24 protein-coding genes are annotated in these 25,748 nt (G+C 36.5%); 5 read left to right on the plus strand and 19 right to left on the minus strand.

What is annotated here, in order from left to right; translation table 11 throughout:
• Positions 1-2: 2 nt before the first annotated feature.
• Positions 3-1,463: a DUF5689 domain-containing protein gene (locus tag AWV75_RS12165; protein WP_060874630.1), complete on the plus strand. Its 1,461-nt coding sequence runs from the start codon at positions 3-5 to the stop codon at positions 1,461-1,463.
• A 55-nt stretch (positions 1,464-1,518) separates the two neighbouring features.
• Here AWV75_RS12165 and AWV75_RS12170 read toward each other — a convergent pair whose 3' ends face one another.
• A complete protein-coding gene (locus tag AWV75_RS12170) occupies positions 1,519-2,577 on the minus strand; it encodes an endonuclease/exonuclease/phosphatase family protein (protein WP_440131131.1) in 1,059 nt (352 codons plus the stop codon).
• Positions 2,578-2,710: 133 nt separating this feature from the next.
• On the opposite strand from AWV75_RS12170, the gene AWV75_RS12175 reads away from it, so the two are divergent.
• A complete protein-coding gene (locus AWV75_RS12175) occupies positions 2,711-5,554 on the plus strand; it encodes a carboxypeptidase-like regulatory domain-containing protein (RefSeq protein ID WP_060874632.1) in 2,844 nt (947 codons plus the stop codon).
• A gap of 11 nt (positions 5,555-5,565) precedes the next feature.
• A complete protein-coding gene (locus AWV75_RS12180; RefSeq protein ID WP_060874633.1) occupies positions 5,566-7,524 on the plus strand; it encodes a DUF5689 domain-containing protein in 1,959 nt (652 codons plus the stop codon).
• 185 nt (positions 7,525-7,709) lie between these two features.
• On the opposite strand, the gene atpG is transcribed toward AWV75_RS12180, so the two are convergent.
• The 12 genes from atpG to AWV75_RS12240 form a co-directional block, all read right to left on the minus strand.
• Positions 7,710-8,573, minus strand: a complete 864-nt coding sequence (atpG, locus tag AWV75_RS12185; protein ID WP_060874634.1) for an ATP synthase F1 subunit gamma — start codon at positions 8,571-8,573, stop codon at positions 7,710-7,712.
• Between the two features lie 67 nt (positions 8,574-8,640).
• Positions 8,641-10,215 carry a F0F1 ATP synthase subunit alpha gene (gene atpA / locus AWV75_RS12190; protein ID WP_060874635.1) on the minus strand — a complete coding sequence of 525 codons (1,575 nt, stop codon included), beginning with the start codon at positions 10,213-10,215 and terminating at the stop codon, positions 8,641-8,643.
• 43 nt (positions 10,216-10,258) lie between these two features.
• Positions 10,259-10,795: an ATP synthase F1 subunit delta gene (gene atpH / locus AWV75_RS12195; RefSeq protein WP_060874636.1), complete on the minus strand. Its 537-nt coding sequence runs from the start codon at positions 10,793-10,795 to the stop codon at positions 10,259-10,261.
• A gap of 7 nt (positions 10,796-10,802) precedes the next feature.
• Complete coding sequence (locus tag AWV75_RS12200; protein ID WP_060874637.1) at positions 10,803-11,303, minus strand: F0F1 ATP synthase subunit B; 501 nt, start codon at positions 11,301-11,303, stop codon at positions 10,803-10,805.
• A gap of 100 nt (positions 11,304-11,403) precedes the next feature.
• Complete coding sequence (locus AWV75_RS12205) at positions 11,404-11,598, minus strand: ATP synthase F0 subunit C (protein WP_060874638.1); 195 nt, start codon at positions 11,596-11,598, stop codon at positions 11,404-11,406.
• Between the two features lie 62 nt (positions 11,599-11,660).
• Positions 11,661-12,839, minus strand: coding sequence for a F0F1 ATP synthase subunit A (gene atpB / locus AWV75_RS12210; RefSeq protein WP_060874639.1), 1,179 nt, complete (start codon positions 12,837-12,839; stop codon positions 11,661-11,663).
• A gap of 89 nt (positions 12,840-12,928) precedes the next feature.
• The gene (locus AWV75_RS12215) at positions 12,929-13,342 is read right to left on the minus strand and encodes a DUF6168 family protein (RefSeq protein ID WP_060874640.1); all 414 of its coding nucleotides are present in this window, start codon (positions 13,340-13,342) and stop codon (positions 12,929-12,931) included.
• A gap of 4 nt (positions 13,343-13,346) precedes the next feature.
• Positions 13,347-13,559 carry an AtpZ/AtpI family protein gene (locus tag AWV75_RS12220; protein ID WP_060874641.1) on the minus strand — a complete coding sequence of 71 codons (213 nt, stop codon included), beginning with the start codon at positions 13,557-13,559 and terminating at the stop codon, positions 13,347-13,349.
• Complete coding sequence (locus AWV75_RS12225; RefSeq protein WP_002988847.1) at positions 13,559-13,939, minus strand: bactofilin family protein; 381 nt, start codon at positions 13,937-13,939, stop codon at positions 13,559-13,561. Before AWV75_RS12225 ends, AWV75_RS12220 begins: the two co-directional genes overlap by 1 nt.
• A 15-nt stretch (positions 13,940-13,954) precedes the next feature.
• Positions 13,955-16,543: a tetratricopeptide repeat protein gene (locus tag AWV75_RS12230; RefSeq protein WP_231738116.1), complete on the minus strand. Its 2,589-nt coding sequence runs from the start codon at positions 16,541-16,543 to the stop codon at positions 13,955-13,957.
• 427 nt (positions 16,544-16,970) lie between these two features.
• Positions 16,971-17,672: an ATP-binding cassette domain-containing protein gene (locus tag AWV75_RS12235; RefSeq protein WP_060874642.1), complete on the minus strand. Its 702-nt coding sequence runs from the start codon at positions 17,670-17,672 to the stop codon at positions 16,971-16,973.
• Between the two features lie 8 nt (positions 17,673-17,680).
• Positions 17,681-19,153, minus strand: coding sequence for a DUF5687 family protein (locus AWV75_RS12240; RefSeq protein WP_060874643.1), 1,473 nt, complete (start codon positions 19,151-19,153; stop codon positions 17,681-17,683).
• A 238-nt stretch (positions 19,154-19,391) separates the two neighbouring features.
• On the opposite strand from AWV75_RS12240, the gene AWV75_RS12245 reads away from it, so the two are divergent.
• Both AWV75_RS12245 and AWV75_RS12250 read left to right on the plus strand, forming a co-directional pair.
• Complete coding sequence (locus AWV75_RS12245) at positions 19,392-19,802, plus strand: hypothetical protein (protein ID WP_060874644.1); 411 nt, start codon at positions 19,392-19,394, stop codon at positions 19,800-19,802.
• Positions 19,803-19,891: 89 nt separating this feature from the next.
• On the plus strand, positions 19,892-20,305 hold the full coding sequence (locus AWV75_RS12250) for a c-type cytochrome (RefSeq protein WP_060874645.1): 414 nt from the start codon (positions 19,892-19,894) through the stop codon (positions 20,303-20,305).
• Between the two features lie 64 nt (positions 20,306-20,369).
• Here the strand turns inward: AWV75_RS12250 and AWV75_RS12255 are convergent, their stop codons facing one another.
• From AWV75_RS12255 to AWV75_RS12280, 6 genes are all read right to left on the minus strand, one after another.
• Positions 20,370-21,365 carry a TerC/Alx family metal homeostasis membrane protein gene (locus AWV75_RS12255; protein WP_060874646.1) on the minus strand — a complete coding sequence of 332 codons (996 nt, stop codon included), beginning with the start codon at positions 21,363-21,365 and terminating at the stop codon, positions 20,370-20,372.
• A gap of 203 nt (positions 21,366-21,568) precedes the next feature.
• Positions 21,569-22,564 carry an NAD(P)H-dependent glycerol-3-phosphate dehydrogenase gene (locus AWV75_RS12260; RefSeq protein WP_060874647.1) on the minus strand — a complete coding sequence of 332 codons (996 nt, stop codon included), beginning with the start codon at positions 22,562-22,564 and terminating at the stop codon, positions 21,569-21,571.
• 221 nt (positions 22,565-22,785) lie between these two features.
• Positions 22,786-23,373 carry a nicotinate (nicotinamide) nucleotide adenylyltransferase gene (gene nadD / locus AWV75_RS12265; protein ID WP_060874648.1) on the minus strand — a complete coding sequence of 196 codons (588 nt, stop codon included), beginning with the start codon at positions 23,371-23,373 and terminating at the stop codon, positions 22,786-22,788.
• Positions 23,374-23,379: 6 nt separating this feature from the next.
• A complete protein-coding gene (gene gmk / locus AWV75_RS12270) occupies positions 23,380-23,949 on the minus strand; it encodes a guanylate kinase (RefSeq protein ID WP_060874649.1) in 570 nt (189 codons plus the stop codon).
• Positions 23,950-23,967: 18 nt separating this feature from the next.
• Entirely contained in the window at positions 23,968-24,816 is an 849-nt protein-coding gene (locus tag AWV75_RS12275; protein WP_082711078.1) for a YicC/YloC family endoribonuclease, read from the minus strand.
• Positions 24,817-25,394: 578 nt separating this feature from the next.
• Entirely contained in the window at positions 25,395-25,748 is a 354-nt protein-coding gene (locus AWV75_RS12280; RefSeq protein ID WP_002988823.1) for an arsenate reductase family protein, read from the minus strand.

The raw sequence follows: 25,748 nt of genomic DNA on the forward strand, positions 1-25,748 counted from the left end.
TCATGCAAATCCTACAAAGAAAAATAATAACCTTCAGTTTCATAGTCTTACTGTTGGTTGGTTGTGCCAAAAGCGACAACTTTTCACTCCCTACTCTTGATTGTCTGGCTCCAACCCTAGCCCCTAATACCACACTTGAGCAGTTACAATTGCTAGCAGACGCTACCATTCAGCTGTATCCCGGCCAAGCCAATGATGTCTTGACTGGGGTTGTTATCTCCAGTGATCAAGGAGGTAATTTCTACAATAAATTACACCTTGTTGATGAAATCACACAAGTACCTGCTATCGTTAATTTGGAGATGGGAGCATCTTATACTGCATTTCCACCTGGTACAAAAGTAGCCATCGCCTTAAGCGGACTCTACTACAGCAATGCTTTTGGTAAACTGAATATTGGCGGAGGAATCTACACATCTTCTACTGGCAAAAAATACATTGGTAGCCTGGCTAAAAATGCCATCAACACCACTATTCAAAAGTATTGCGAACCTTTAAATCTCGACGCTTATACCACTAAACTTTCTTTAGCTACTTTAAAGCAAGAGATAGAAACGTATACCAGTCGATTAGTTCTACTCGAAAATGTACAATTCGATCGCAAATTAGTTGGCAAAACACTATATGACCCTAAAGAAGTTGATGCGCAAGGCTATACCTTGCGAAAAATGGTAGATCAGAACGGAAATAGTCTCTATATCCGTACAGGAAAACTGACCAAAGACTTTGTGGATTACGTCATTCCTGCACAAAGTGGCACAATTATCGGAATTGCAGATGTATTCAGTAAACAAATTCAATTCTATCCTCGCGTATTGGAAGATTTCAATTTTGATCAACCGCCCTTTGAAGCGGAAACAACAGAAGAGGAGGAAGAACAAGGATCCCTACCCATCGTCGTTGAACCTGGACAAACGTTAGTCTTTCCTGGGGCAGACTTCGAAAATTGGGAACAGTTTCTTGGGGTGCTCAAACGACCTGGCTTAAAATTCGCTACGCAAGTCATGGAGGAAGGGTGGAACAACTCAACAGGATTAGCCTTTCGAGGTACTCCTACAAAAACAGAAAATGCCTTTACCATAGCTCAAGTTCAAGTACCTTCTAACGCAACAGCTATTTCTTTCTTGCTCAAAGGAACAGCGAATGCGAAATCCTTATCTATTTATCTTTATCAAGCAGATGGCGCTTATGTTGCTTTTAATTTGGAAAATGTCACAACAAGTAAAATTGTGTCCCCCACTTCCATTACCAATCAGCAAGGAAACGTCAATAAGTATAAAGGCACTATTGATACTCAGGGTGAATGGGTAAAAATCATACTACCACTACAAGGTGTGAGGTACAACACAACGGGAGAAGGAGATTTTCTCACTTTTCGCTTTGGAGGAAAAACAGCAACTATTCCTAGTACCTATAACCTAGTACTCGATGAAATCCGATTTGAGGAATCCTCCATGGAATGAAACGACCAATCCACTAGTAAAAAACAAGAGCGGCTCGTTAGCCGCTCTTTATCTATTATTGTTCCTTAATCAAATAAATATAAACAGGAAAGTGATCACTAAATCCAGGTTCACTGTGACTATTTCGCAATGGATATCCTTTGTATTGTCCTGTTGCTTGTACCATAAACGGTTTTTTAAATATTCTCGCTTTCCAATATTTCCAAGACTCATATCCTTCTTGTAAATAGGCTTCTGTCAGTAACATTTGATCAAAAATATCCCAAGCATCGCGATAGGCTAAAGTTCCTAGCCCTTCTTTCGCCATTTTTTCCATCGGATTGAATAATCCTTGAGGTTGTACTTTTTGGCGTTCTCCTTCTGCCTTCAATACTTTTTTAATACTCTTATTGTAAGGACCATCATTCATATCCCCCATGGTAATAATTTTAGCTTTGGGATTGATGGTCTGTAACGAGTCGATAATTTTCATGTTCAGTGCTGCAGCAGCCTCACGATTAGGACTACTTGCTTTTTCACCCCCTACTCTTGAAGGCCAGTGATTAACGATAAAATGCACTTCTTCTCCATCCAACAATCCTGTCACTAACAATTGATCACGCGTATAAATACGCTTTTGAGAAGCAGGATCTTCTTTTTTTCCTTTCAGTTGATCATAGATATACAACGTGTGTTTGGACGTATGTGTAGGTACAAAATGTTGGGTATTATACAAAAAACCTACATCAATACCTCGTCGATCTGGTGAGTCATAGTGTACAATATCATACATTCCTGCTTGCAAAGCTGGTGCGTGAATTAAATCTTCTAATACTCCTCTATTTTCAACTTCAGCCACACCAATAATAGTTGGCATTTTTGGATTTTCATCCGTACCAATCTGGGACATGACGCGCGTCAGATTATCAATTTTCTTTTCGTATTTCTTCTTGGTCCAAGCCTGAGCACCATCAGGGGTCCACTCTTCATCGTAAATTTTTGGATCGCGAATGGTATCAAACAAATTCTCAACATTATAAAATGCGATGGTGTGAATTTGAAACTTTTTTTCTTGTGCATGAAGGTTTATACCCAGTACTACTAGAAATATCGATAAAATCAGTTTTTTTACCATAATCTTCATAAGTTAACGTAATTTACAAAAATACTTCTTACAAAAGTAGCAGTTTTTATCTTAAAAACTTAACTTTACTTGTATAAAAAGTATCGCACTTTTTAGATTAGCACTTTAATACATAATCGTACTTATGAGGAAACTTTTATTTGTTTTGCTTGGTGTAGTATCGACAGTTACATATGCACAAAGCAATCACGAGATTAGAGGAAAAGTACTCGATGCTAAATCTCAAACCCCGATTAATGCAGTGGTGGCGAGAGTTGTTGGCTCAAACATTTCTACTCTAACCAATGGTGAAGGAATCTTTGTTCTTGAAAACAATCAGATGGGCAACCAAATTGTTGTGATATCCTATCCAGGATTTATCAGCAAACAGTTTCCCATAGACGCCCAGCCAGATCAGCCCTTTGATTTAGGCGACATTTTCATTGAAGAAGATTTAGTGACACAAGCCCAAATAGGCTTTATCACCCTGACTGAAAATGATCTTAGCGATGACAACTCCGGTTCGGATACGTCTTCGGGATTATTACAAGCGACCAAAGACCCGTTTCAACAGGTTGCAGCCTTCAACTGGGGGCAGGCTTTCTTTAGAATACGGGGTCTTGACAACGAATATGGCAAGACGTTAATCAACGGAATTGAGATGAACAGAATCCTAGATGGTCGCCCACAATTCAGCAACTGGGGAGGATTAAACGATGTGATGCGCAATCAAGAATTTTCTTCAGGTTCTACTCCTTCCGATTATACGTTTGGTAGTATTTTGGGGACACAAGCAATCTCCACCCGCGCTTCTCATATTCGAAAAGGATCACGGGCCACTTTCACTGGAACCAATACCAATTATAATTGGCGACCAACCTTCACCCATTCTTCTGGGATGAATAAAAAGGGATGGGCTTATGTATTTTCTGGTTCGTATCGCGGGGCTAAAGAAGGTTATTGGGAAGGAAGCAATTACCATGCAGCTTCTTTATTTGCCGCTGTAGAAAAGAAATTCAACGACAACCATAGCTTAAATTTTTCTGCCATTTACGCGAAAAACAAAAGAGGAAAAAACGCTCCTATCACGCAAGAACAAGCGGATATCAAAGGCTTTAAATACAATTCGTATTGGGGGTATCAAGAAGGAGATAAACGAAATTCGCGTTACAAAGATGTGGAGCAACCTATCTTCATGTTAACCCACTATTGGGATATCAACGACAAAAGCAGCTTAACTACCACTGCTTCTTACCAATTCGGACATATTGCGGATAGTCGATTGGGTTATCAGAATAATCAAAATCCCGATCCAACGTATTACCAACATTTACCGAGTTTCCATACGTCAAAAATTGACCCTCGCTATTGGAATATGACATCTGACGAATTCAATGCCCTAGATGATAATGATCCTTTCAAACGAAATACAATAGCAGACCTAGGGCAAGCCAATCAAAGTAGAGCAGCTTTTCGTCGAGGAGGACAAGTGGATTGGAATAATATCTACGCGATTAATAGCGATTCTATTAATCTAGGGAGAAGCCAGATTGTTCTATATGAAGATAGACAACAAGAAAACATACTGTCTTTCAACTCTAACTTTCGCACGAAGATTAATGCCAATACAACTGTAGATGCGGGTGTCAATTACCGCAAATTACACTCCAATAACTATCAAAAATTAACTGATTTATTGGGCGGGAAATATTACAAAGACATTGATACCTATCAAGACGCTGGCCTCCAAGATAAAGATATCAATCATCCAAACCGCCTAGTAAAAGAAGGCGATCGTTTTGGTTACAACTACAAACTTACGGCTGATGTAATTAATGTATTCACACAAGTTGTTTTTGATTATGATTTCTTTGATTTTTACTTGGCGCAAAATATAGGGTATACCACATATCAAAGAGAAGGGTTGTATAAAAACCCAGTATATCTAGATAATTCCTATGGAAAAAGTGAGAACAAAAGTTTTAACAACTTTGGTTTTAAAGGTGGCGCTACTTTCCACCTCACTGGAAAACATGCCTTAGATTTTAATATTGCTTATATCAATCAAGCGCCTTCGATTAAAAATACATTTGCCAACATACGCGTAAACAATTCCCTTGTACCTAACTTGAGCAACGAAGATATTTTTAGTGTAGATGGGAGTTATATTTTGCGAACACCCTTACTAAAAGCCAGAGTAACGGGATATTTAAGTGAAACTAAAAATGGAACCAAAATCAACTACTACTATGGAGATGGTATAGGATTAGTAGATGAAGAAGGAGCCTTATACAATAATGGAGGTTCGTTTGTATCCGAAATTATAACCGGCATCAACAAAAGACAATTAGGGCTGGAAATCGGTGCGGAATATCAGATTACACAATCCGTAAAAGCGACTGCAGCAGCAGCCTTAGGACAGGCATTTTACACCAATAACCCCAACGTCTACTTATCCTCGGATAATCTCGCCAGAACATTTGATTATGGAGAAACAAGTTTGAAAAAATACAAACTTTCTAACGGTCCTCAAACAGCCTTATCTTTTGGATTAGAATATCGAGATCCTAAATTCTGGTTCATCGGAGCAAACATCAACTATTTAGCCGACGCTTATACAGAAGTGTCAGCTATTCGTCGAACGCAGAATTTTATTATAGACCCAGATAATTCAGGGCTTCCATTTGAAGGATTAACAGAAGATAAACTACGCGATGTATTAAAACAAGAAAAGTTAAATGATTTTACCATCGTCAACATCACAGGAGGAAAATCATGGAGAATGCCGAATCGATCTATTATCGGATTTTTCGCCTCGATTAATAACCTTTTTGACAAAGAATACAAAACTGGAGGTTTTGAACAAGCTAGAAATGCAAATTACAAACAAGAAGTACAGCGCAATAGCGGTCCCTACAATCTATTTGGCAACAAATATTTCTATGGGTATGGACGTAACTTCTCCGTTAATGTTTACTACAACTTCTAATTTCTTTTACTATGAGAACAATATTTAAATCCATACTTTTTACCGCACTTACCACTTTTTTAGTGACTAGTTGTGCAAAGAATGACGACTTTTCAGTGCCTTCATTGAAATGTAACGATCCTCAAGTGACCGTAACTACAACAATTGATGACCTCTATCGTATCGCCCCAGAAGAAGTAGCTCCTTATAATGGAGATGCAAAAGACATCTTAAAAGGTGTAGTTGTTTCTAGTGATAAAGGAGGAAATTTCTACAACAAAATTCATATTGTTGACGAAACTACACAAAAACCAATCATTGTCAACCTTGCTGATAGATCCGCTTATGTAACATATCCTCCTGGAACTATTGTCTATGTGAAACTAGGCGGGCTTTATATACACAATAATGGAGGTATGGTCAACTTAGGAGGGGGTATTCAAAATGGAAAATACACCTCTGCTATCTCCAAAACAGTAATTAACCAATACGTAGGAAAATACTGTAAACTCGCTGACATCAAAAAGTATAATAACATTGTAACTTTAGATGAACTTATAAAAAACAAAAAGGAATACAAAGGAAAATTAGTTACCGTAACCGATGTACAATTTGCACATGGACTCGTTGGAAAAAAATTATATGATGAAAAGGATGTTGATGCTCAGTATCAAACGCTGAGACAAGTGGTTGATGAAAACAGTAATTCTTTTTATATAAGAACAAGCCAATATGCTACAGATTTCGTTTCTTATCAAATTCCCGCCAATAGTGGATCTATCACGGGTATATTCGATATCTACAACGATATGATCCAATTCTATCCACGTATACTGGAAGACATCAATCTAAAGGATGAACCATTTGTTATTGAAGAGGTTAAACCTGGTAAATTCTTAGCTTTCCCTGGTGCTGATTTCGAAAAATGGGATGATTTTCTACGTGTGATTTTCAACAATCAATTGAGTGATCCGATGGCTACAAAAGCAGAAGGTCAAGGATGGGAGAATTCAACAGGTTTAGCCATTAAGGGAAATAGAGAACAAAATGGTTATCTGTTCTCCGTACAAGGAGTAAAAATGCCGAAAGACGCAACAAAACTTTCTTTCCTCATGAAAGGAACATCAGAACGATCTCTATCCATCAACATTAACAGAGCGAATGGTATCAACTACAAAGCCTATAACTTAGATGCGGTATCGGGCAGTAAAGTCGTACAACCCAATGAAACTCCAATGGAAAACAATCCCAACAACACAACCAATAGTTATAATGGTAAAATTGACACCCAAGGTAAATGGGTAAAAATCACCTTAGATTTAACGGCATTCAACGGGGAATACCATACAGAAGGAACGGGAACCTTCATCAGCTTTAAAAATGGAAACAAAGCCAATTATGACTTAGTCATTGATGAAATCCGATTTGAAGATGGAACACCTGTGAAAGACGATGAAGGCCCTGTTGAGCCAGAAGAACCAGAACCAACAGCGGCAGATATATTGGCAAACTTCAACAACTGGGATGAATTTACCAGTAAATTGAGCACACATGGCCTAAAACCATATGCAACACAAGCACCAGGAGAAGGGCGAAATGGCAAAGCTGCGATGAAATTATCAGGAACGACAACAGCCAATGACTTTGTATTTACCATCAATGGAAAACAAGTTCCAGAAGGAAAAACGAAATTGGTCATTTGGGTGAAGGGGACGTCCGATAAAAAATCGCTTTCATTCAACGTAAACAAACCTACTGGTGGGTATGATCCTTTCAATGCAGGTACCCTAACTACTACAAATTTAAACTTAGTCAAGTTTACCACGAATCAATACAATGGATCAATTGATACGGGCGGACAATGGGTCAAACTAACCCTTGATTTAAGCGATACAGCCTACAACAGCACAGGTAATGGCGATGTATTCTCCTTGAAGACAGGTAGTGGTTCAACCTATGAACTCTTAATAGACAGTATTTATTTCCAATAAATAGACTCCATATCTAAAAGCTCGGCTCGTCCGAGCTTTTTTTATTGCCGAACGCGATAAAAAACCGCTTGTTATACTTATTTTAAACGCATCTACGTGACAAACAAGTTGAAATGAGACACAACTATACAAACAAAAAAGGCGCTCCAAAGAGCGCCTTTTAAAAAGTATAATTATTTTTTCGATTAGTTTTTCAATGCTTCTGCACCTCCAACAATCTCTAAAATTTCATTTGTAATCGCAGCCTGACGAGCTTTGTTGTACGTTAATTTCAACGCATCTCTCAATTCTTGTGCGTTATCTGTTGCTTTGTGCATCGCAGTCATACGAGCTCCGTGCTCAGACGCTACAGAATCAGCAATTGCTTTGAACAATTGTGTTTTTAACGACAAAGGAATCAAGGTCTCTATGATTTCCTCTTTTGAAGGCTCATAAATATAATCAGATGCTGCTGCAGTTGCTTCCGTTTCGATAGGCAATAATGGCAAAAATTGCTCTGTAACTACATTTTGAGTAGCTGCATTTTTAAACTGGTTATATACAATTTGAATAGAGTCGTATTTCTCATTCACAAACGCTTCCATTACATGCTCAGCAATAACTGCTGTATGCTCAAAATCAAAATGATCGTATAATGAACTTTGATTGTCAACAACGTGGAATGATTTTTTAAGGATATCATTTCCTTTCTTACCAATTGTCAATAAATCAATGTTTGCTCCTTTGAATGCTGTATTCGCTAATACATTAATTTGTTTAATAATGTTAGCATTGAAACCACCACATAACCCTCTGTTCGAAGTTACTGTAATGAACAATACATTTTTTACCTCTCTAACTTGCGAATATACACTTGAATTCTCTCCTTCTAAAGTAGAACTAACATTTTGAATAATCTCAGTTAGCTTCTCTGAATAAGGACGCATAGCTGTAATCGTATCCGTAGCCTTTTTCAATTTTGCTGCAGATACCATTTTCATCGCAGATGTAATCTGCATTGTAGATCCAATAGAAGAAATCCTATTGCGTATTTCTTTAAGATTTGCCATTTGAAAACGTATATAATTCAGAAAGAGAATAAGCTTTTAGACAAGCTTAGACTCTTTCAAAAAATTCTTAATATTTTGAAGCTAATTCTTTAGCTACTTTCTCTAAAACACTAGTTTGTTCGTCACCGAATTTACCAGCTTTTAATTGATCTAAAACATCTCTGTGACGTGAGTTAAGAGCTTCTAAGAAATCTTTTTCAAACTCTTTTACTTTGTTCACAGGAACATTTCTCAATAAGTTTTTAGACCCAGCATAAATAATTGCTACTTGATCTTCCACTGTATAAGGATCGTTAACTGCTTGTTTCAAGATTTCAACGTTACGTTGACCTTTAGAGATAACGTTCATTGTAGCTGCATCTAAATCAGAACCGAATTTCGCGAAAGCTTCTAATTCACGGAATTGTGCTTGGTCTAATTTTAATGTACCTGCTACTTTTTTCATTGATTTAATTTGAGCAGAACCTCCAACACGAGATACAGAAATACCTACGTTAATTGCAGGACGTACCCCTGAGTTGAATAAATCAGACTCTAAGAAAATCTGTCCATCCGTAATTGAAATTACGTTTGTTGGAATATAAGCAGAAACGTCACCCGCTTGAGTTTCAATAATAGGTAAAGCTGTTAATGACCCACCACCTTTAACGAAAGGTTTGATTGACTCTGGTAAGTCGTTCATGTTTTTAGCGATTTCATCATCACCAATAACACGAGCCGCTCTTTCTAATAATCTTGAGTGAAGGTAGAAAACGTCTCCAGGGTAAGCCTCACGTCCCGGTGGTCTTCTTAAGATCAAAGACATTTCACGGTAAGCAACAGCTTGTTTAGATAAATCATCATAAATAATCAATGCTGGACGACCTGTATCACGGAAGTATTCTCCGATTGCAGCACCTGCCATAGCAGAGTAAACTTGCATTGGAGCAGGATCTGATGCATTAGCCGCAACAATGATTGTATAAGCCATTGCACCTTTTTCTTCTAATGTTTTAGCGATAGCTGCAACAGTTGAAGCTTTTTGTCCAATAGCAACATAGATACAGTAAACTGGTTGACCTGCATCATAGAATTCTTTTTGGTTCAGAATTGTATCGATACAAACCGTAGTTTTTCCAGTTTGACGGTCACCAATAACTAACTCACGTTGTCCACGTCCAACAGGAATCATCGCATCAATTGCTTTAATACCTGTTTGTAATGGTTCAGTTACTGGTTGACGGTAGATAACACCTGGTGCTTTACGCTCCAATGGCATTTCATATAAATCACCTTCGATAGGACCTTTACCATCGATTGGTTGTCCTAACGTATTTACAACACGTCCTACCATTTTCTCTCCTACGCGTAGAGAAGCGATACGACCTGTTCTTTTCACTGTAGCACCTTCGCTTACACCAACAGAAGAACCTAACAATACAATACCTACGTTATCTTCTTCTAAGTTTTGTACCATTGCCTCTAATCCGTTGTCAAATACAACTAGCTCTCCGTACTCCGCATTTGTTAACCCGTAAACACGAGCAACTCCATCTCCTACTTCTAGTACTGTACCAACTTCTTCTAAAGAAGCCTCAGAGCTAAATCCAGATAATTGTTTCTTTAAAATCGCTGAAATTTCAGCTGGTTTAATGTCCGCCATTTTTATCTATGTTTATACACGAAAATTCGTGCGGTGATTTTTTTTACTTAATTAATTCTCTTTTTAATACTTGTAATTGATTTGCTAAAGAAGCATTGTATTGGATATCTCCAATTTTCAAGATAAACCCTCCTAAGATTGATTCATCCACAATATTTGTAATTACAGCTTCTTTTCCAGGAGCTAAAGTTTTTACTTTCTCAAGTACCTTAGCCTCTATACTAGCATCAATAGGCATTGCTGTAGTAACAGTTACTTTCTCAATACCTTTATACAAATCGTATTGTTTTTGAAACTCCAAAGCAGTTGCTTCTAAAATCCCAAATCTACTATTTGCTTTTAATACTTTGAATAGTTCTTTCGTTCCTTCATTAACTCCAGCGAATACTTCCAATAAAGCATTTAATTTCAACTGATCTTTAACAATTGGATTTGTAAGAAACACATTCAATTCACTGCTTTGAGCTATTGATTGAGAAATAAGGATCATATCCCCATTGATAGCATCAACATTTCCTTTTTCTAAAGAAACCTCAAGCATTGCTTTTGCATAACGTGCCGCAGCTCTTGTGCTTACCATAGTGATATTAGTTTAATTTTACATCATCTAACATTTTCTCAACCAATTTAGCTTGAGCTTCTTTGTTAGATAATTGATCTTTCAATAATTTTTCAGCGATTTCAATTGAAATAGATGAAACTTGCGTTTTTAAGTCAAGAATAGCCGCAGCCTTCTCACTTTCAATTGTAGCTTTTGCTTGAGCGATTAATCGTTCACCCTGAGCTTCCGCTTCTGTTTTAGCATCTGCAATCAATTTTTCTTTGATCTCACGAGCTTCTTTTAGTAAAGTATCGCGCTCCGCACGAGCTTCAGCTAATAACTTCTCGTTATCTGCTTTTAAATTAGCCATTTCTCTTTTAGCGTTTTCTGCAGCTGCTAATGCATCAGTAATACCCTCTTCACGAGCTTCTAAAGCATTTACAATTGGTTTCCACGCGAATTTTCCTAAGATAACAACAATTACTATCATAATAATTAGTTGCCAGAAAAATAGTCCAAAACTGAAATCGTTAATTAACTTATCCATTATCTAAAATTATACTTTTTAATATCTGATTTTGTTTAATTAAAATAAGAAGTTTACCTGCAACCAACCGTTGCAGATAAACTCTTTGTACTAACTTGGATTATTTACCTAAGATTAAAGCACCGAATGCTAAACCTTCCAATAAAGCTCCAATGATAATCATTGCAGTTTGGATTTTTCCAGCAGCTTCTGGTTGACGAGCAATAGCGTCCATTGCAGAAGAACCAATTTTACCTAAACCGTAACCAGCTCCGATTACGATTAAACCTGCACCAATGATAGTTGGGATTGTCATAGTATTGAATTTAATATTAATTAAACAAATTTATTTATACTCTATTTTTATTCTCTCTTTGATTAATGTGCTTCTTCGTGATCATGTTCTGCCACAGCCATTCCAATAAATAATGACGATAACATAGTAAAGATGAACGCTTGTAAGAAAGCAACTAAAATTTCTAATACAACTAAGAACGTAGATAAGAAGAATCCAATTCCGATTGCTCCTCCAGTTCCTAATGCTTCCTTCATAACGAAGATGATTGCAATTAGTCCGAATACGACCGAGTGACCAGCTGTAATGTTAGCAAATAAACGCACCATTAAAGAGAATGGTTTAATAATTGCACCTAAAATTTCAATAGGCATTAACATCAATTTCATTGGCACTGGAACTCCTGGCATCCAGAACATGTGTTTCCAGTAATCTTTGTTTGCAGAAAAATGAACGATAATAAACGTACAAATTGCCAAACATACTGTTACTGAAATATTACCTGTAACGTTAAATCCTAGTGGTGTTAATCCCAAGATATTCAAAATGAAAATCAAAAAGAAAACAGACAACAAATACGGCATGAACTTTTTGTATTTTGCTTTACCGATATTTGGCACTGCCATTTCATCGCGAACATAAAGCACTAATGGCTCTAATCCTCTTGCGATTCCTTTTGGCAAATTATTTGGTCCGTTTTTGTATGTTTTTGCTAATCCTAAGAACAGGATAAACATTAAAATTGTAGTAAAAATTAAAGAAGCTACGTTCTTTGTGATAGAGAAATCAAGTGGTTTCTCATTGGTAGGGTGATGTGCTTCATCGTACATGATAGTACCCTCAGCATCTGTTTTGTATATCTTACTGTGATATAACTTGTAGAATTGTCCGTTTTTCTCAACTACTTTCTTTCCAAAGTCAAATTCAGAAGACATGAAGATTTTAAGACCGTTGTCAATTAAGATAACTGGCAATGAAAAACCGTAGTTTTCACCTGTTTCTTCATCAGAGAAGAAGATAAAAGAATAATCATCTGCCAAGTGATGCGTAATATGAGCTTGAACTTTCTCAGCTTGAGTCATTTCAGCAGGTTTTTCTATTTCATGCCCTTCAACGTGTTCAAGGGTTTCTTCAATAGATTGCTCAGCTTCTTGAATTGAGTTTTCAAGCTTTTGAGTAGTAGTTTGCGCGTACGAAAATACCGACGAGGCTGTAAATAAAACAGCTGCTAATAAATTCAGTGATTTCTTGAGAGTCACCATATCTTAACTTCTTGAATATTTTGGTTCCTAAAATTTTGTGCAAAAGTACAATAATTCTTGTATTATCATACCTTTATATCAAACTTTTTTTACTTAGTTTCGTTTGACGTAGTATTCTTATTTAAAATACTATAGGCAACAAATGCATCCCCGCCAAGGAAAACCAATACAATCACTAAAAAATTGTATTTAAATCCTTCGTCTGTCATTTCGTGATCTAATCCATCTTTTGCGAATAAATAACTTGCAATTAATCGCATTGTAATGAATCCTAAGAAGACAAAACCCAAATTATTAGGCAAGCTATTTTTAATTCCGAACAAAGCAAAAAAGATGATAATAGAAAAGATAAATTCAAATCCGTAAAACTTTTCTAAGCTATATCCGAGTTCGATTAGCGAATCACCTGCATCAGTAAAAGCCACAACGGCATAATGTAGGGCAAATACCACGACTAAACCAATAAAAAGTTTCAATCCAATTTGTACAATTTCTTTATCCATTCTTTTATTTATTTAACTGATTGACTTGTTTAATAACTTGGTACAAAGCTAATCCTACTCCCAATAACGTACAAATTTTATTTGCGATTCCTCCTTCTAACTCGTACTTACCATCTAACCAGACACCTAAACGGTGTGATAAATAAATAATTATCCCCATCTGGATGGGGATATTAATTAAAGACAACCACTTATTGGGTGATTTCTTTTCTGTCATTAGGATAGCTGTTCATTGCCAACCATTTGGCATTTTACATCAATCTTGGCACCTGGTTCAACCGCTAAGCGCCCCACTTTGATATCGCCTTTGATTCGAGCAGCAGATTTTACAGTAAGCAAATCATTCACTAGAATATTCCCCACTATTTCTCCTTCAATCTCACTGTTTTCACAACTGATATTTCCTACAATCCTCGCTATAGGTCCCAGCACTAATCGTCCTTTAACCACAACATTTCCCTCAATGACACCGTCAATTCGAATATCTGCTATCGCTTCAATATCGCCTTTAATCGTTGTCCCTTCAACAATACGATTTGTTTGTCCCAACAAATCTAATCCTGTTCCTTTTGCTTTCTTTTTCGATTTATCAAACATTGTAAAACACTTTTATTAGGGCTCCACACTTCCTGGAGCCTTGTATTCCTCTAGATTCTTTTTAATTTGAATGACGCTATAATCCTCTTGCATAATTGGAATATAAGCAGGGTCATCGCCCAAACGACCAATCATTCGCTCTGCCTCTACTTTGGATTTAAAACCATGTAAGACGTATATCTTCGCTGATGGAGTGTAATAGTCTTCTGTGAATTTTAATCCTGTACCCGACTCAACACCAGCTAAACGTTGCATATTCGATTTTTTCGCTGCAAAATCAGCTATTTTTTCCGTTGGCACGGCAACGATTATTTTCCAGTTACTTGAATCCGTTGTTGCAAATTGTTTCCCTTCTAAAGCAGGTATTACGCGTTCCAACAACTGAGAAGCCTCTCTTCCTTCTGCGGTTGAGCTATATGTCAGGGCTAAGTAATTCAGCGCTTCTTTGTATTTTTTCACCCCTTCTGTTCGAGCAATAATCATGGCATTCAACAGCTCAAACTTGCTGACATAAGCATCATCGATACGCTCCAATGCGTTTTTCATCATGGCCTTGGCCTCTTCATAATTCTCTGCCTTGAATACTTGGTAGATTCCTGCATAGACTTGTTCTGGCGCTAAATCACCATCACTGCCTATACTTAGGTTTTGCATCAATTTGGCATATCTCGATTCCGGATAAGTAGCAATAATCTGCGCTTTCATCTGAGCTGCTTTTGCTGGATCTTTTTCCTGATAGAGCTTATACAACTTGTACATCGTAGGTAAAATCAATCGCTCTTTAGGATCAAACGTCAATAGTCGTTCCAATCGATCAATTCCTTCCTCGATCTTTCCAAAACGCTCGCTGTAAATCGCACCTAATTCAAAATAAGCTAAATCCCTATCCTCTTTTAACTTGGCAATTTGGGTACTATCGGAAGGAATTTTACCCACATAGGTATCCAATTGATAGCGTGGATCAACAAAATCGTCTTGTTGTTTCTCCTTCTTCTGATTTTCAGCTAAAGCTTCTTCCTCCTCTTCTTCATTGTTGTTATTCATCGAAGATTGCATTGCGCTCCATCTCCAATTGTCAGTGAGTAGTCGGTTCCCCCAACGGCGTTTAAAATCTTGTCGCCCACGGGTCAATGCTTGATTGGAGTAGAAATAGAACGTTGTCTTTCCGCCCATGCTTCCGAAGTTGGTTTCTCCAAACGATTTTTCAATAGCTTCACCAAAATTGGCTACATTAAAAAAGTCTGCTCCCGAATTGTTTTTTGTTCCCAAATTCGCTTGCATTTTTCGAAAATCTTCTTTGCGCAATTCATCAATAAACGCCTGAAAGTAAGCATTTTTCTCCTCTGTTGACATCGCAACTAAACGCAGTATACTGTCGTTTTTATGTGCAATTACCTCTAAATCGACTACTTCGCGCAGCGACTCTCTACGTTTGCTAATTCGAAACGTTTCTTTTGCTTTGGGAGGCAATAGCGCCAAAGCACTATCATAGTATTGCCCTGCCACTGCATATCCAGCCGAATTAAAATAAATATCAGCAATACTCAAAAAGTTTCTTGCTTTCAGCTGTTTATCTTCTTTTCCTACTTTAGCCGCTGTTTTCAAATAGGCCAGTGCCTTTTCTTCCTGATTGATATCGCGATAAAAAAGTCCAACTTGGCGATTCAACACATCGAGATATGGTCGATTATCTCGATCCTTCAACAAGCTATTGTATTGTTTTAAAAAGGCGACAGAATCTGTTTGTTTTGCGCCCGTTAATTCAAAAATCTCTGCATACGCATGCACTGTATATGTCCTCGGTGCTTTGCGATTCATCTCAATAATATTTTCAAAATGACGTGTAGCGTCTTCTTTTTTTCCTAATCGCCCATTTAATTGGCCTAGGATATAATTATATCTTGCTTTCTCCTCTTGATTGGATACCAACCCTACTGCTGATTTTAATGCCGTACTTGCACTGTCTAATTGCTCGAGATTGATATACCCCTGCGCCAACATTGCATAGGCATCCGATTCTACTTGTTTGTTTAATCGTCCTTTGCGTTCTCGCAATAATTCTTTTAAATTTTTAATAGCTAAGTCATCATAGCGCAAGCGCAAGTTTGTTTTCTCCCGCCACACTTTTGCTTCAGCAATTAAATCACTATCTGGATATTTGTATAGAATATAGTTAAAGGCCTCTAAAGCAGGTACAAAACGACCATCGTAATAACGCGATTTACCCAATAACAAATAAGCATTTGCCATTTGGCTGTTGCGCTCTCTCCCCTTGATATACATGGAGTGTTTCTGAATTGCTTTTACCGCTTTGTTTTCAGCTCGCGTGAACCCTTGTCCATCTGTGCTTTCAGGAGATCCGAGGTCAGTTCCAGCAACAGCTAAATTGTCCAAGATACTTCCTTGTTTAGATTCTAGGGATACGCCTTTTTCAAATTCTCGTTCTGGGTCAACTTCAATTTGAATACGCTCGATGGGTAAGATTTCCCAATAGTCATCAAAATAACCTTCCTTCAAAGCGTCGAGTGCTTCGGTATAAGATTCATCTCCGTGGAATAGAATATTGTACTTTGTTGTTAAAGCATGATATCCTCGATTCAACATCTTATCCTTTTTTACAGAACACGCTATAAAAGATATAATTAGCAGGATAATACCTCCTATCCGAATGACAAAATTTGTTTTCAATATCTAGGTTAAACTTTATATAACAACTATTTTTTCGCTCTATTATTATTCACAAGACAGTAAAAATACATCACTTTTTAATACTTTATGCAAATATTGTTAAAAATTAAGGAGGAATAATCCCCTCTTGTATGAGGCAAATCACACTGCAAAGAAAAATAATGCACCATCATCCTTTTATTTTCATCCGCCATGATTGCTTAATGACATCAAATAAACCCATGCAAAATACAAAAGAAAAGGCGATTATAAATCAATGTAAATCATAAAATTGCGTAACAAAACACAAAAAAGCAGCACTCCTTTTGGGAGTACTGCTTCATGATATCCTGGGATCTATTTTTTAATTTACTGTACTAAAAAAGCCTTCTAGTTCTTGGTATGTTAACGTTTCGGTCAACACATCATGTTTCAGGACCCCTTTCTCTAGTGCGATAATACGATCAGATACTTCATAGGTATGTTGTAAATCGTGACTAGAAATGATGATTGTCATGGCACGAGTTGCTCGTTTTTGTTTCACTAATTCTTTCAATCGAATTTGAGTCGACGGATCGAGATTTGCAAAAGGTTCATCTAAGATGACCAACTCAGGATTTCCAATAAAAGCACCTATGATGCCAATCTTCTTTTGGTTTCCCTTAGAAAAATCGCGAATGTATTTCTTTTGGTTTAGCACCTCTCCATTAAAGAACGCACTGTGTTCTAAAACAAAAGCTTCAACTTCCGCCTTAGACCAACCGCGTAAGCTCCCTAAAAAGACAAAATATTCTTCTGCTGTCAAATAACCAATCAAGAATGTTTCATCTAAAAAAGCTGTCGTGTAATTTTTCCATTGTTCAGAAGAAGAAACCAATTGTCCTTTGGAATAAATATGCCCTGAACTAGGTTGAATCAAATCGAGTAACAAGCTAAAAAAGGTTGTTTTTCCAGCTCCATTATTCCCAACTAGGCCAATACTTTCGCCTTGTCCAAGTGTTAATGCCTCTAGCTGTAGAACCGTAGTTCCATTATATGTTTTATGTAAATTATCTACTTGTATCATAACAGTTACTATTTTTTATAAGCAGCTAGTGCTGCATATTTTTCACGGATGTAAATTTTTTCAATAAATTGGAACGCATATTTATAAAAGAATATTCCAGCCAATCCAATTAGAATCAACAAGACAAAGCCTCCCCAAAACGGATAAATCAGCGAACCGAGGAAATAAAAGAGGATGGGCAGCAATACTTTAGGCATACTAATCAACATCACGCGAAGGTTAAACGCATTTTTATCTCCAAATACATTTTTTGCTGCAGTTAAGTCCATGGGTGTTTTAAGGTATGCTCCTCCCCAAAGAACAAAATAACCGTTGATTCCAATATTAAAAATCCCCATAGCGAGAATCAAGTAGAACAACTTTAGATCCACAAAAATATAAAAGAAGCACAGTATCGTCGAAACAAATGTACCCAGAGCGATAATCAACCACTTTGACATGAGATAATCGCGATATGATACATTTTGCGTCATCAACAGCGGATAGTAGGAAGAATCCCAACTTGGCACATATTGTCCAAACAACATTAAGAATCCTCCTGTTGAGAAAAAAGCAAGAAACACGGCGAAAGTCATGGGCATGGCTTCCTTTCCAGAAGTATTAAACATAAAAACTCCATAGAAAAGAAAAACAACACTCATCAATACTGTTACCCTTGCTCTTTTATTTCTAACAATCAATCGAATATCGTTGCGCAAAAAACTCGCATAGCGACCAAATCGATCAAGCCAACTCATCTCTAATGCAATTCCTTCTTTAATGCGTACTTTTTCTAAATCATCCAAATACATTCGTTTGAGAAAGAAACGATACGTACTCCAGATGAAAAGTCCCAAAACAAGAAAATAGACGCCTACACTTAATGGATATTGATAAGGCAAAACATAAAAATACTGCGTATATAAAGTAGGGTCAACGATATCATAATACTGCAACCCAAAACAAAGCGCAACAAATCCAAGCACTCCATAAAATACAGGGGCATAGGCGCTCATTAAAATCGCGACGCAATGCATCATAAATACAATACTATAAATTGCCAACGTCCATGCTAAAACTGCAATACTGCTTTCTCCTTCAGCAATTGCAACGATTGCAAATGGAATAAAGAAAAACAGCTGTACAATATTAAATGCGCTCAAAAAAGTTTTTCCTACATAAAAGGAAACAATCTTTGAACGAGGAATATTGAGAATCAGATAAGGTTTAATACTGGCTACTGGTCCTTTTTGCAAGAAAAAGCGGAACATTAATTCCAATGCAAAATAATAAATCAAGTAACGGCTTACAATTTCAATAGGGGTTGCTGTAGTGAAATACTCTTGGATACCGTGATAGGTAGCAATTCCAGCAAGCAACATCATAGACGCAAAATAAACAATAGCGAGCCACTTGAAAATAAGAACCACAATATCCATATTGCTCTTGTTTCCTCTGGCTAAGCGCTTCCGCTCTAAAGTAAAGAACCAATTGTACATCATATTTGTTTTTTAGTAGTTTACCTCATTAGTATGAGCCTTATACTAAACGTTACAACATTTCTTCTCCATTTTCATAAAAAAACCTTTCACACGATTGCGTGAAAGGTTTTTTACAAAACTAAAACCAAAAAACTACTATTATTGGTTTATATATAACAAACATTAGGCCAAACATTGATTTCAAAAACAAAAAGTAGAATAGCAGAAATAATTTTATCTTTGCCCAAATTTTATTCACATGAAAAAAGACATAGAAATACCCGAAGTAAAAAATGTAGAAATCGCCGTTGTAAAGGAGTATAATGAAGATTTTTTACAAGATGCTTGGTATGCTTATCTATTTAACAATACACAAGAAACCATGGAAGCTATTTTAGTTGTTTCTAAGGCAGAAGGTGAACTGAATGGAGAAAAGAGAAATTCAAGTATTTTCAGACATGCCTTTCCATCATTAGCGGCAGGTGAATCGATCAAAGTAGAGCTATTGGATGAAGCTATTTTTGATTTACACAACACCTTTATGCTTACTTACTTTCAAGGGAATAAGCTTTATGACAAAAATTTCGTATTCCCTGCTCAAAGTATCACTGATGAATCATTAGCAACGCTTACTTATGCAGACAAAAAGGGAATTACTGCCTCAAAATAGGTAGAAATCAATCCATTACACCCTTATTTATATTTATTCCGAATATTAGTTTCCCTACCTTAGTTCATCAACTCAAATTGTGAAAAGATATGAAACTAAAAAACACTTGTATTGTATTAGGCTTTTTGGGCTTAATGATTAGCTTACTTTCGTTTACAAACACTACGGTGGTAACGGAAAGTACAGTAGACCCAACGGAATGGAAAAATCTAACGGTACTTCCGAAAGATATTTCGAAAGACGAGCTGAAAAAAGTGATGAAAGAATATAGTGCCGCTTTAGGCGTGAAATGTAGTTATTGCCATGCTCCTGCAGCCGAAGGTGATGGCTTAGATTTTGCTTCTGACGCTAAAAAAGAAAAGGACTTTGCTCGTCATATGATTGTGATGACCCGTAAAATCAATGCAGAATATTTCAATTGGAACAATGATCCCAATCCTGAAAATAATAATGTGGTCACTTGTAACATGTGCCACAAAGGAAAAGCTAGCCCTAAGAAATAACGAGCATATCCTTAAAAATAAAAAAGCTGCCTTGGTTTAGGCAGCTTTTTTTTATGTGTTTATATTAGATTTCTGAAACATCCTTTTTCTTGGGAGGGAACAGCAAAGAAAGCACTACAGATAGGGTCAATACACTTGCAATAACCGCCAAAGAAACCAATGAATCAATATGTACAAAAGGAGAGATAATCATCTTCACTCCGATGAAGGACAAGATAATTGCTAAACCATATTTCAATTTCGAGAATTTATCCATGAAATTAGCTAGTAGGAAATAAAGCGAACGCAATCCTAAAATAGCAAAGATATTGGACGTATATAGAATGAATGGGTCATCAGGTGCAATAGCGAAAATCGCTGGAATACTATCTACCGCAAAAACTAAATCGGTAAACTCAATCACCATCAACGCAACGAAAAGTGGGGTTACCATTTTTACGCCATTCTTTACGGTAAAGAATTTATCTCCATCGTATTCATTACTCACTTTAAAGAACTTATGTACCATGCGTACAGCGAAGTTCTTGGTTAAGTCTTGTTCTTCACTGTGATCTTCTTTGGCAAACCAAGATTTGATTCCCGAAACCAATAAGAAAATCCCGAAAATAGTCAAGACAACGTTAATTTCAACCAGATGGCCAAATAGTTCAAATGCTGGTAAATACGTATGATTAATTAGCTCAACTCCGGCAAAGATAAAGATAGCTCTAAAGACTAAAGCGCCAATAATCCCCCAAAACAATACACGGTGATGTAATTCTTTCGGTACTTTAAAAAAGGTAAACACCAAAATGAATACAAAAAGATTATCAATGGACAAGGCTTTTTCTATCCAATAAGCGGATTGGAAACGCGCAAAGTTTTCAAAGTCCATGTAGTAATAGATAACGCCACTAAATACCATGGCTAAACCGATCCATACTACCGTCCAAATTAACGCTTCTTTTGTGGAGACCACATGGCTATTTCGATTGAAAACACCTAAATCCAACAAAAGCATAACTAATACTACAATTCCAAAAACAGCCAACAGGCCAGGGTGATTAATTAAATGATCCATTTTATTTATTTTTTTAACAGGACAAAACTAGTTGATATATTTTCCCCCTAGACAAAGCGTTATAACAAATTAGATATCAACAATTTACAACTAATTTTCAATACAGACTAAAAATAAAAAAAGCAACATAAAAAACTGTATATCAGCCAATTATATTGCTTTATAGGATAAAAAAACCAATAACGGTCTTTTTTGTACTTTTTTTAATCTAATTTTTCAGTCAACTTTCTAAATGTTTTCTTAGGATCTTTGCCGTTGTACAAAATATCGTACACTGCATTGATAATAGGTGTTTTAGCACCGTATTTTGCATTGAGTTCATAAGCACTTTTGGTTGCGTAATACCCTTCTGCAATCATATTCATTTCCATCTGCGCTGATTTTACGGTATACCCCTTCCCGATCATATTACCGAACATGCGGTTACGAGAAAAGAGCGAATACCCTGTTACTAACAAATCGCCTAAATAGGCTGAATTATTAATATTGCGCTTCATGTGGTGCACCTTCTTGATAAACTTCTTCATTTCTCGAATAGCATTGCTCATCAATAGCGCTTGAAAATTATCACCATAGCCTAATCCATGCGCCATTCCACAGGCAATCGCATAAATATTTTTCAGCACAGCAGCATATTCTGTTCCAATAATATCATCGGTTAATTTCACTTTGATATAATGGCTGCTGATGCAACTTTCAATGACTTTTGCATGTTCCTCGTTGCGACAAGCAATTGTGAGGTAAGATAAGCGTTCTAGAGCAACCTCTTCAGCATGACAAGGTCCTGTAATGACTGCGATGTTATCATACGATACATCATAGGTTTGATGGAAATGCTCTCCAACAATTAAGCTGGTTTCAGGAATAATTCCCTTAATGGCTGAAATCACCACTTTATTTTCTAAACTAACGTATAATTGTTCCATTTCTTCGCTCAAAAATGCGGAAGGAATAGCGAAAATTACGTAATCTGCATAAGAAACGGCCTTATTAATATCATTGATCAATAACAATTGATTGATATCAAATTCGACAGAACTCAAATAATTAGGGTTATGATGGTTTACCTTAATTTCTTCTATCGCATTCTCATTTCTCATGTACCAGGCAATTTGCCCTAGATTCTCACTTAGCATTTTTACGATAGCTGTCGCCCAACTTCCCCCTCCAATTACTGCAAACTTTGGATAATCACTCATAATTTTAGCTTATAATAGGTCAAAAGTAACTAAAAAACTTAATGCAAACAATTGAAAAACTGTAAAACAATACGCTATAGTTCTAAGACTTTTACTTCATTCTCTTCTATACTTAGCAAGGATATACCGTATTCATCTAAATACTGGCAATTCGTTTAGATCTTGCTCTCTTAATCGTATGATATAGAAAAAGAGCTGTCGAACAGCCCTTTTTCATTTTTTTATTTTTTATAAAACAGATTGTGGTCAATATATTTCCACACCTCTTTATCAACTAGTGGTTGTACGTTTTTTCCTTCTTTGATTGCTGTTCGAATAAAAGTAGCAGAAATCTCCATCACTGGTGCATTTTCAACTCTCACAATGTGCGGGTGCTGCATCAGCGGACTTTCTTCTACTTTATCGCGATCTAAACGCGGATAAACGTATATTTTATATTGCTCCAACAAGACTTCATAATTCTTCCATTTCGGTAAAGAATCTAAATTGTCTTCTCCCATAATCAAGGCAAACTCGTGTTTGGGAAAACGCTCATGCAAATAGGCCATGGTATTAGTCGTATAATTAGGCTGAGGCAAGTTAAATTCAATATCAGATGGACGAATATAGTCGTAATCTGCTGTAGCCAGATTAACCATGTGCAAACGGTGAAAGTCTTCGAGTAATCCCTTCTTTTTCTTTAGGGGATTATGGGGCGTTACTATCATCCAAACCTCATCTAAATCGGTGTATTGAACCAAGTGATTGGCAATCACTATATGTCCAATATGCACGGGATTAAAGGTTCCGAAATACAAACCAATTTTCATTTCCTCTTATTTTACAAAATTACGCACCAATTGGTAAGCCTCTTCTTTAGCTGTATCCAAGTCGTAGTTCTTAATAATCGTATCAAACTGAGGCGCTGTTGCTAATTCTACTGAAGCCTTGGCAATGCGCATATTGATTTTATCCTCACTTTCCGTTGAACGCTTTTTCAAGCGAATTTTCAACTCATCTATACTCGGTGGTTTTACAAAAACAGCAAGTGTTTCATCAGGAAATTTGCGTTTGATACGCAATCCACCAGCAACATCAATGTCAAAAATAACATTTTTGCCCAAAGCCCAAATACGTTCAACTTCCGCCTTTAGTGTACCATAAAAATTATCGCGATATACCTCTTCCCACTCCAAGAAATCATCATTTTTAATGTGTTTCTTAAAATCATCCAAAGAAATGAAGTAATAATCTTTTCCATTCTCCTCTCCTGCTCTTGCCTCACGTGAGGTACAAGAAATAGAAAAATCAAGATTTAAATCTCCTTGCTCTAATAAATGACGTACGATTGTCGTCTTCCCAGATCCCGAAGGAGCAGAAAACACGATTAATTTTCCTTTATTCATCTTATGCTTGTGTTGTCTTTATAATACGTTTAATACCTGTTCTTTGATTTTTTCCAACTCGTCTTTCATCTTCACGACAATCTTTTGCATTTCTGCATGGTTGGACTTAGAACCCATCGTATTAATTTCTCTTCCCATTTCTTGTGCAATGAACCCTAATTTACGTCCATTTGCTTCTGTACCCCCAAGAGTCTCTAAGAAATATTCTAAGTGTTTGGATAAACGCACTTTTTCTTCTGTGATATCCAATTTTTCTAAATAATAAATGACCTCTTGTTCAAATCTATTTTCGTCAATGTTCAATTGCAATTCAAGTAGATTTGTACGAAGGCGTTCTTTTACGCTCACAATACGATCTTTATCTAATAGTGATACTTGATCCATATAAGTGAAAATATTCGCTATACGGGCTCTGAAATCATTTTCTAATGACTTTCCTTCGCTTACGCGGAAGGCTTTCATGCTTTGAATAGCTTCTTGGATTACGACTTCAATCTCTTTCCATTCTGCTTCGTCAAAATCATTGCGCTCTACCTTCAATGCATCGGGCATACGAACGGCCATTTTCATCAACTCTGTTGCATCGGCATTCGGTATAATCGCCTTCATTTGCTCAATGTACGCCAATACGATTGGAGCGTTGATTTTGCTCGATGTTTCTTCTGCAGTAATCTCGCAAAACAAAGAGAAATCTACTTTTCCACGTTCTAGCTCTAAAGCAATTTGATTGCGCAAAGTCAACTCTTTTTCTCTATAACTTAACGGCAAACGCACGTTTAAATCTAGATTCTTACTATTAAGCGACTTCACTTCGATTGTGATTTTTTTTGTGGGTAATTGTAAGCATGCCTTACCAAACCCAGTCATTGAATGTATCATATTCTAAAAGATAATGACTGCAAAGGTAAGAAAAAATGGTTAACGGTGAACAGTTTACGGCTTACGGCTTACAGTTTACGGTTTACGGTTTACAGTTTACCGTGAACAGCGGACAGTATACTGAGCTGTAAACCGTTCACTGTAAACTGTAAACTAAAAAAGGGAAGCTAGCGCTTCCCTTTTCAAAACCAACGTTGTACTTAACTGTAACTTTTAAAACAAACCAATCTTTAATTATGTTAAGTATTTACCAACTTTCCTACTATTATGAAATAAAAATGTTCTTTTTCAATAGCAATTTTTCCTTTTTAATAGAACTATACCGGCTCTTCTTTCTGATTGAACCCCTTAATAAACAATTAAAAATCCAAACCAGTATAGCGTAAATTTTCTTCTTATTAAAAACAGAAAAACGTCATAGCAATTATTCCCTTTTTCATTATTAAGACACCTAGACATCCATTTGGTCACTTATTTTTGAAAAAAAAATACAAATAAAAACACAACACACTATTAAACAACAGGTTATAAAATAAAGAAATCGAAGCTCTCACTTCGATTTTTATTTATTTTGTTGCTTTCGCAATTGCTTCTTCTACTACTTTTTTGCTATTTCCAACAAAAACAGCTTCGTCAATCACGATTACAGGTCGATTCAAAAAAGTGTACTGTTCTAGAATCAAATTTTTGTAATCTTCCTCTTGTAAATTTTGGTCTTTTAAACCTCTTGCCTTATACAGCTGTGCTCGTTTATTGAAGAGTTTTTCATAACTCCCTACCACAGCATAAAGCGCTTGTAGTTGCGCAGCAGTAACGGGTTCTTTTTTGATATCCTGTAATTCGAATGTATCCAAATTTGGCATTTGGCCCAAAATTCGCTTACAGGTATCGCAAGAACTCAAATAATATATTTTTCTCAT

Source organism: Myroides odoratus, assembly GCF_001549985.1.
Lineage (GTDB): Bacteria > Bacteroidota > Bacteroidia > Flavobacteriales > Flavobacteriaceae > Flavobacterium > Flavobacterium odoratum_A.

What these genes read in the sequence shown, in the direction of transcription:
- AWV75_RS12165 (WP_060874630.1), top strand. Translation starts at nt 3, where the DNA reads ATGCAAATCCTACAAAGAAAAATAATAACCTTCAGTTTCATAGTCTTA.
- AWV75_RS12170 (WP_440131131.1), bottom strand. Translation starts at nt 2,577, where the DNA reads ATGGTAAAAAAACTGATTTTATCGATATTTCTAGTAGTACTGGGTATA.
- AWV75_RS12175 (WP_060874632.1), top strand. Translation starts at nt 2,711, where the DNA reads ATGAGGAAACTTTTATTTGTTTTGCTTGGTGTAGTATCGACAGTTACA.
- AWV75_RS12180 (WP_060874633.1), top strand. Translation starts at nt 5,566, where the DNA reads ATGAGAACAATATTTAAATCCATACTTTTTACCGCACTTACCACTTTT.
- atpG (WP_060874634.1), bottom strand. Translation starts at nt 8,573, where the DNA reads ATGGCAAATCTTAAAGAAATACGCAATAGGATTTCTTCTATTGGATCT.
- atpA (WP_060874635.1), bottom strand. Translation starts at nt 10,215, where the DNA reads ATGGCGGACATTAAACCAGCTGAAATTTCAGCGATTTTAAAGAAACAA.
- atpH (WP_060874636.1), bottom strand. Translation starts at nt 10,795, where the DNA reads ATGGTAAGCACAAGAGCTGCGGCACGTTATGCAAAAGCAATGCTTGAG.
- AWV75_RS12200 (WP_060874637.1), bottom strand. Translation starts at nt 11,303, where the DNA reads ATGGATAAGTTAATTAACGATTTCAGTTTTGGACTATTTTTCTGGCAA.
- AWV75_RS12205 (WP_060874638.1), bottom strand. Translation starts at nt 11,598, where the DNA reads ATGACAATCCCAACTATCATTGGTGCAGGTTTAATCGTAATCGGAGCT.
- atpB (WP_060874639.1), bottom strand. Translation starts at nt 12,839, where the DNA reads ATGGTGACTCTCAAGAAATCACTGAATTTATTAGCAGCTGTTTTATTT.
- AWV75_RS12215 (WP_060874640.1), bottom strand. Translation starts at nt 13,342, where the DNA reads ATGGATAAAGAAATTGTACAAATTGGATTGAAACTTTTTATTGGTTTA.
- AWV75_RS12220 (WP_060874641.1), bottom strand. Translation starts at nt 13,559, where the DNA reads ATGACAGAAAAGAAATCACCCAATAAGTGGTTGTCTTTAATTAATATC.
- AWV75_RS12225 (WP_002988847.1), bottom strand. Translation starts at nt 13,939, where the DNA reads ATGTTTGATAAATCGAAAAAGAAAGCAAAAGGAACAGGATTAGATTTG.
- AWV75_RS12230 (WP_231738116.1), bottom strand. Translation starts at nt 16,543, where the DNA reads ATGTTGAATCGAGGATATCATGCTTTAACAACAAAGTACAATATTCTA.
- AWV75_RS12235 (WP_060874642.1), bottom strand. Translation starts at nt 17,672, where the DNA reads ATGATACAAGTAGATAATTTACATAAAACATATAATGGAACTACGGTT.
- AWV75_RS12240 (WP_060874643.1), bottom strand. Translation starts at nt 19,153, where the DNA reads ATGATGTACAATTGGTTCTTTACTTTAGAGCGGAAGCGCTTAGCCAGA.
- AWV75_RS12245 (WP_060874644.1), top strand. Translation starts at nt 19,392, where the DNA reads ATGAAAAAAGACATAGAAATACCCGAAGTAAAAAATGTAGAAATCGCC.
- AWV75_RS12250 (WP_060874645.1), top strand. Translation starts at nt 19,892, where the DNA reads ATGAAACTAAAAAACACTTGTATTGTATTAGGCTTTTTGGGCTTAATG.
- AWV75_RS12255 (WP_060874646.1), bottom strand. Translation starts at nt 21,365, where the DNA reads ATGGATCATTTAATTAATCACCCTGGCCTGTTGGCTGTTTTTGGAATT.
- AWV75_RS12260 (WP_060874647.1), bottom strand. Translation starts at nt 22,564, where the DNA reads ATGAGTGATTATCCAAAGTTTGCAGTAATTGGAGGGGGAAGTTGGGCG.
- nadD (WP_060874648.1), bottom strand. Translation starts at nt 23,373, where the DNA reads ATGAAAATTGGTTTGTATTTCGGAACCTTTAATCCCGTGCATATTGGA.
- gmk (WP_060874649.1), bottom strand. Translation starts at nt 23,949, where the DNA reads ATGAATAAAGGAAAATTAATCGTGTTTTCTGCTCCTTCGGGATCTGGG.
- AWV75_RS12275 (WP_082711078.1), bottom strand. Translation starts at nt 24,816, where the DNA reads ATGACTGGGTTTGGTAAGGCATGCTTACAATTACCCACAAAAAAAATC.
- AWV75_RS12280 (WP_002988823.1), bottom strand. Translation starts at nt 25,748, where the DNA reads ATGAGAAAAATATATTATTTGAGTTCTTGCGATACCTGTAAGCGAATT.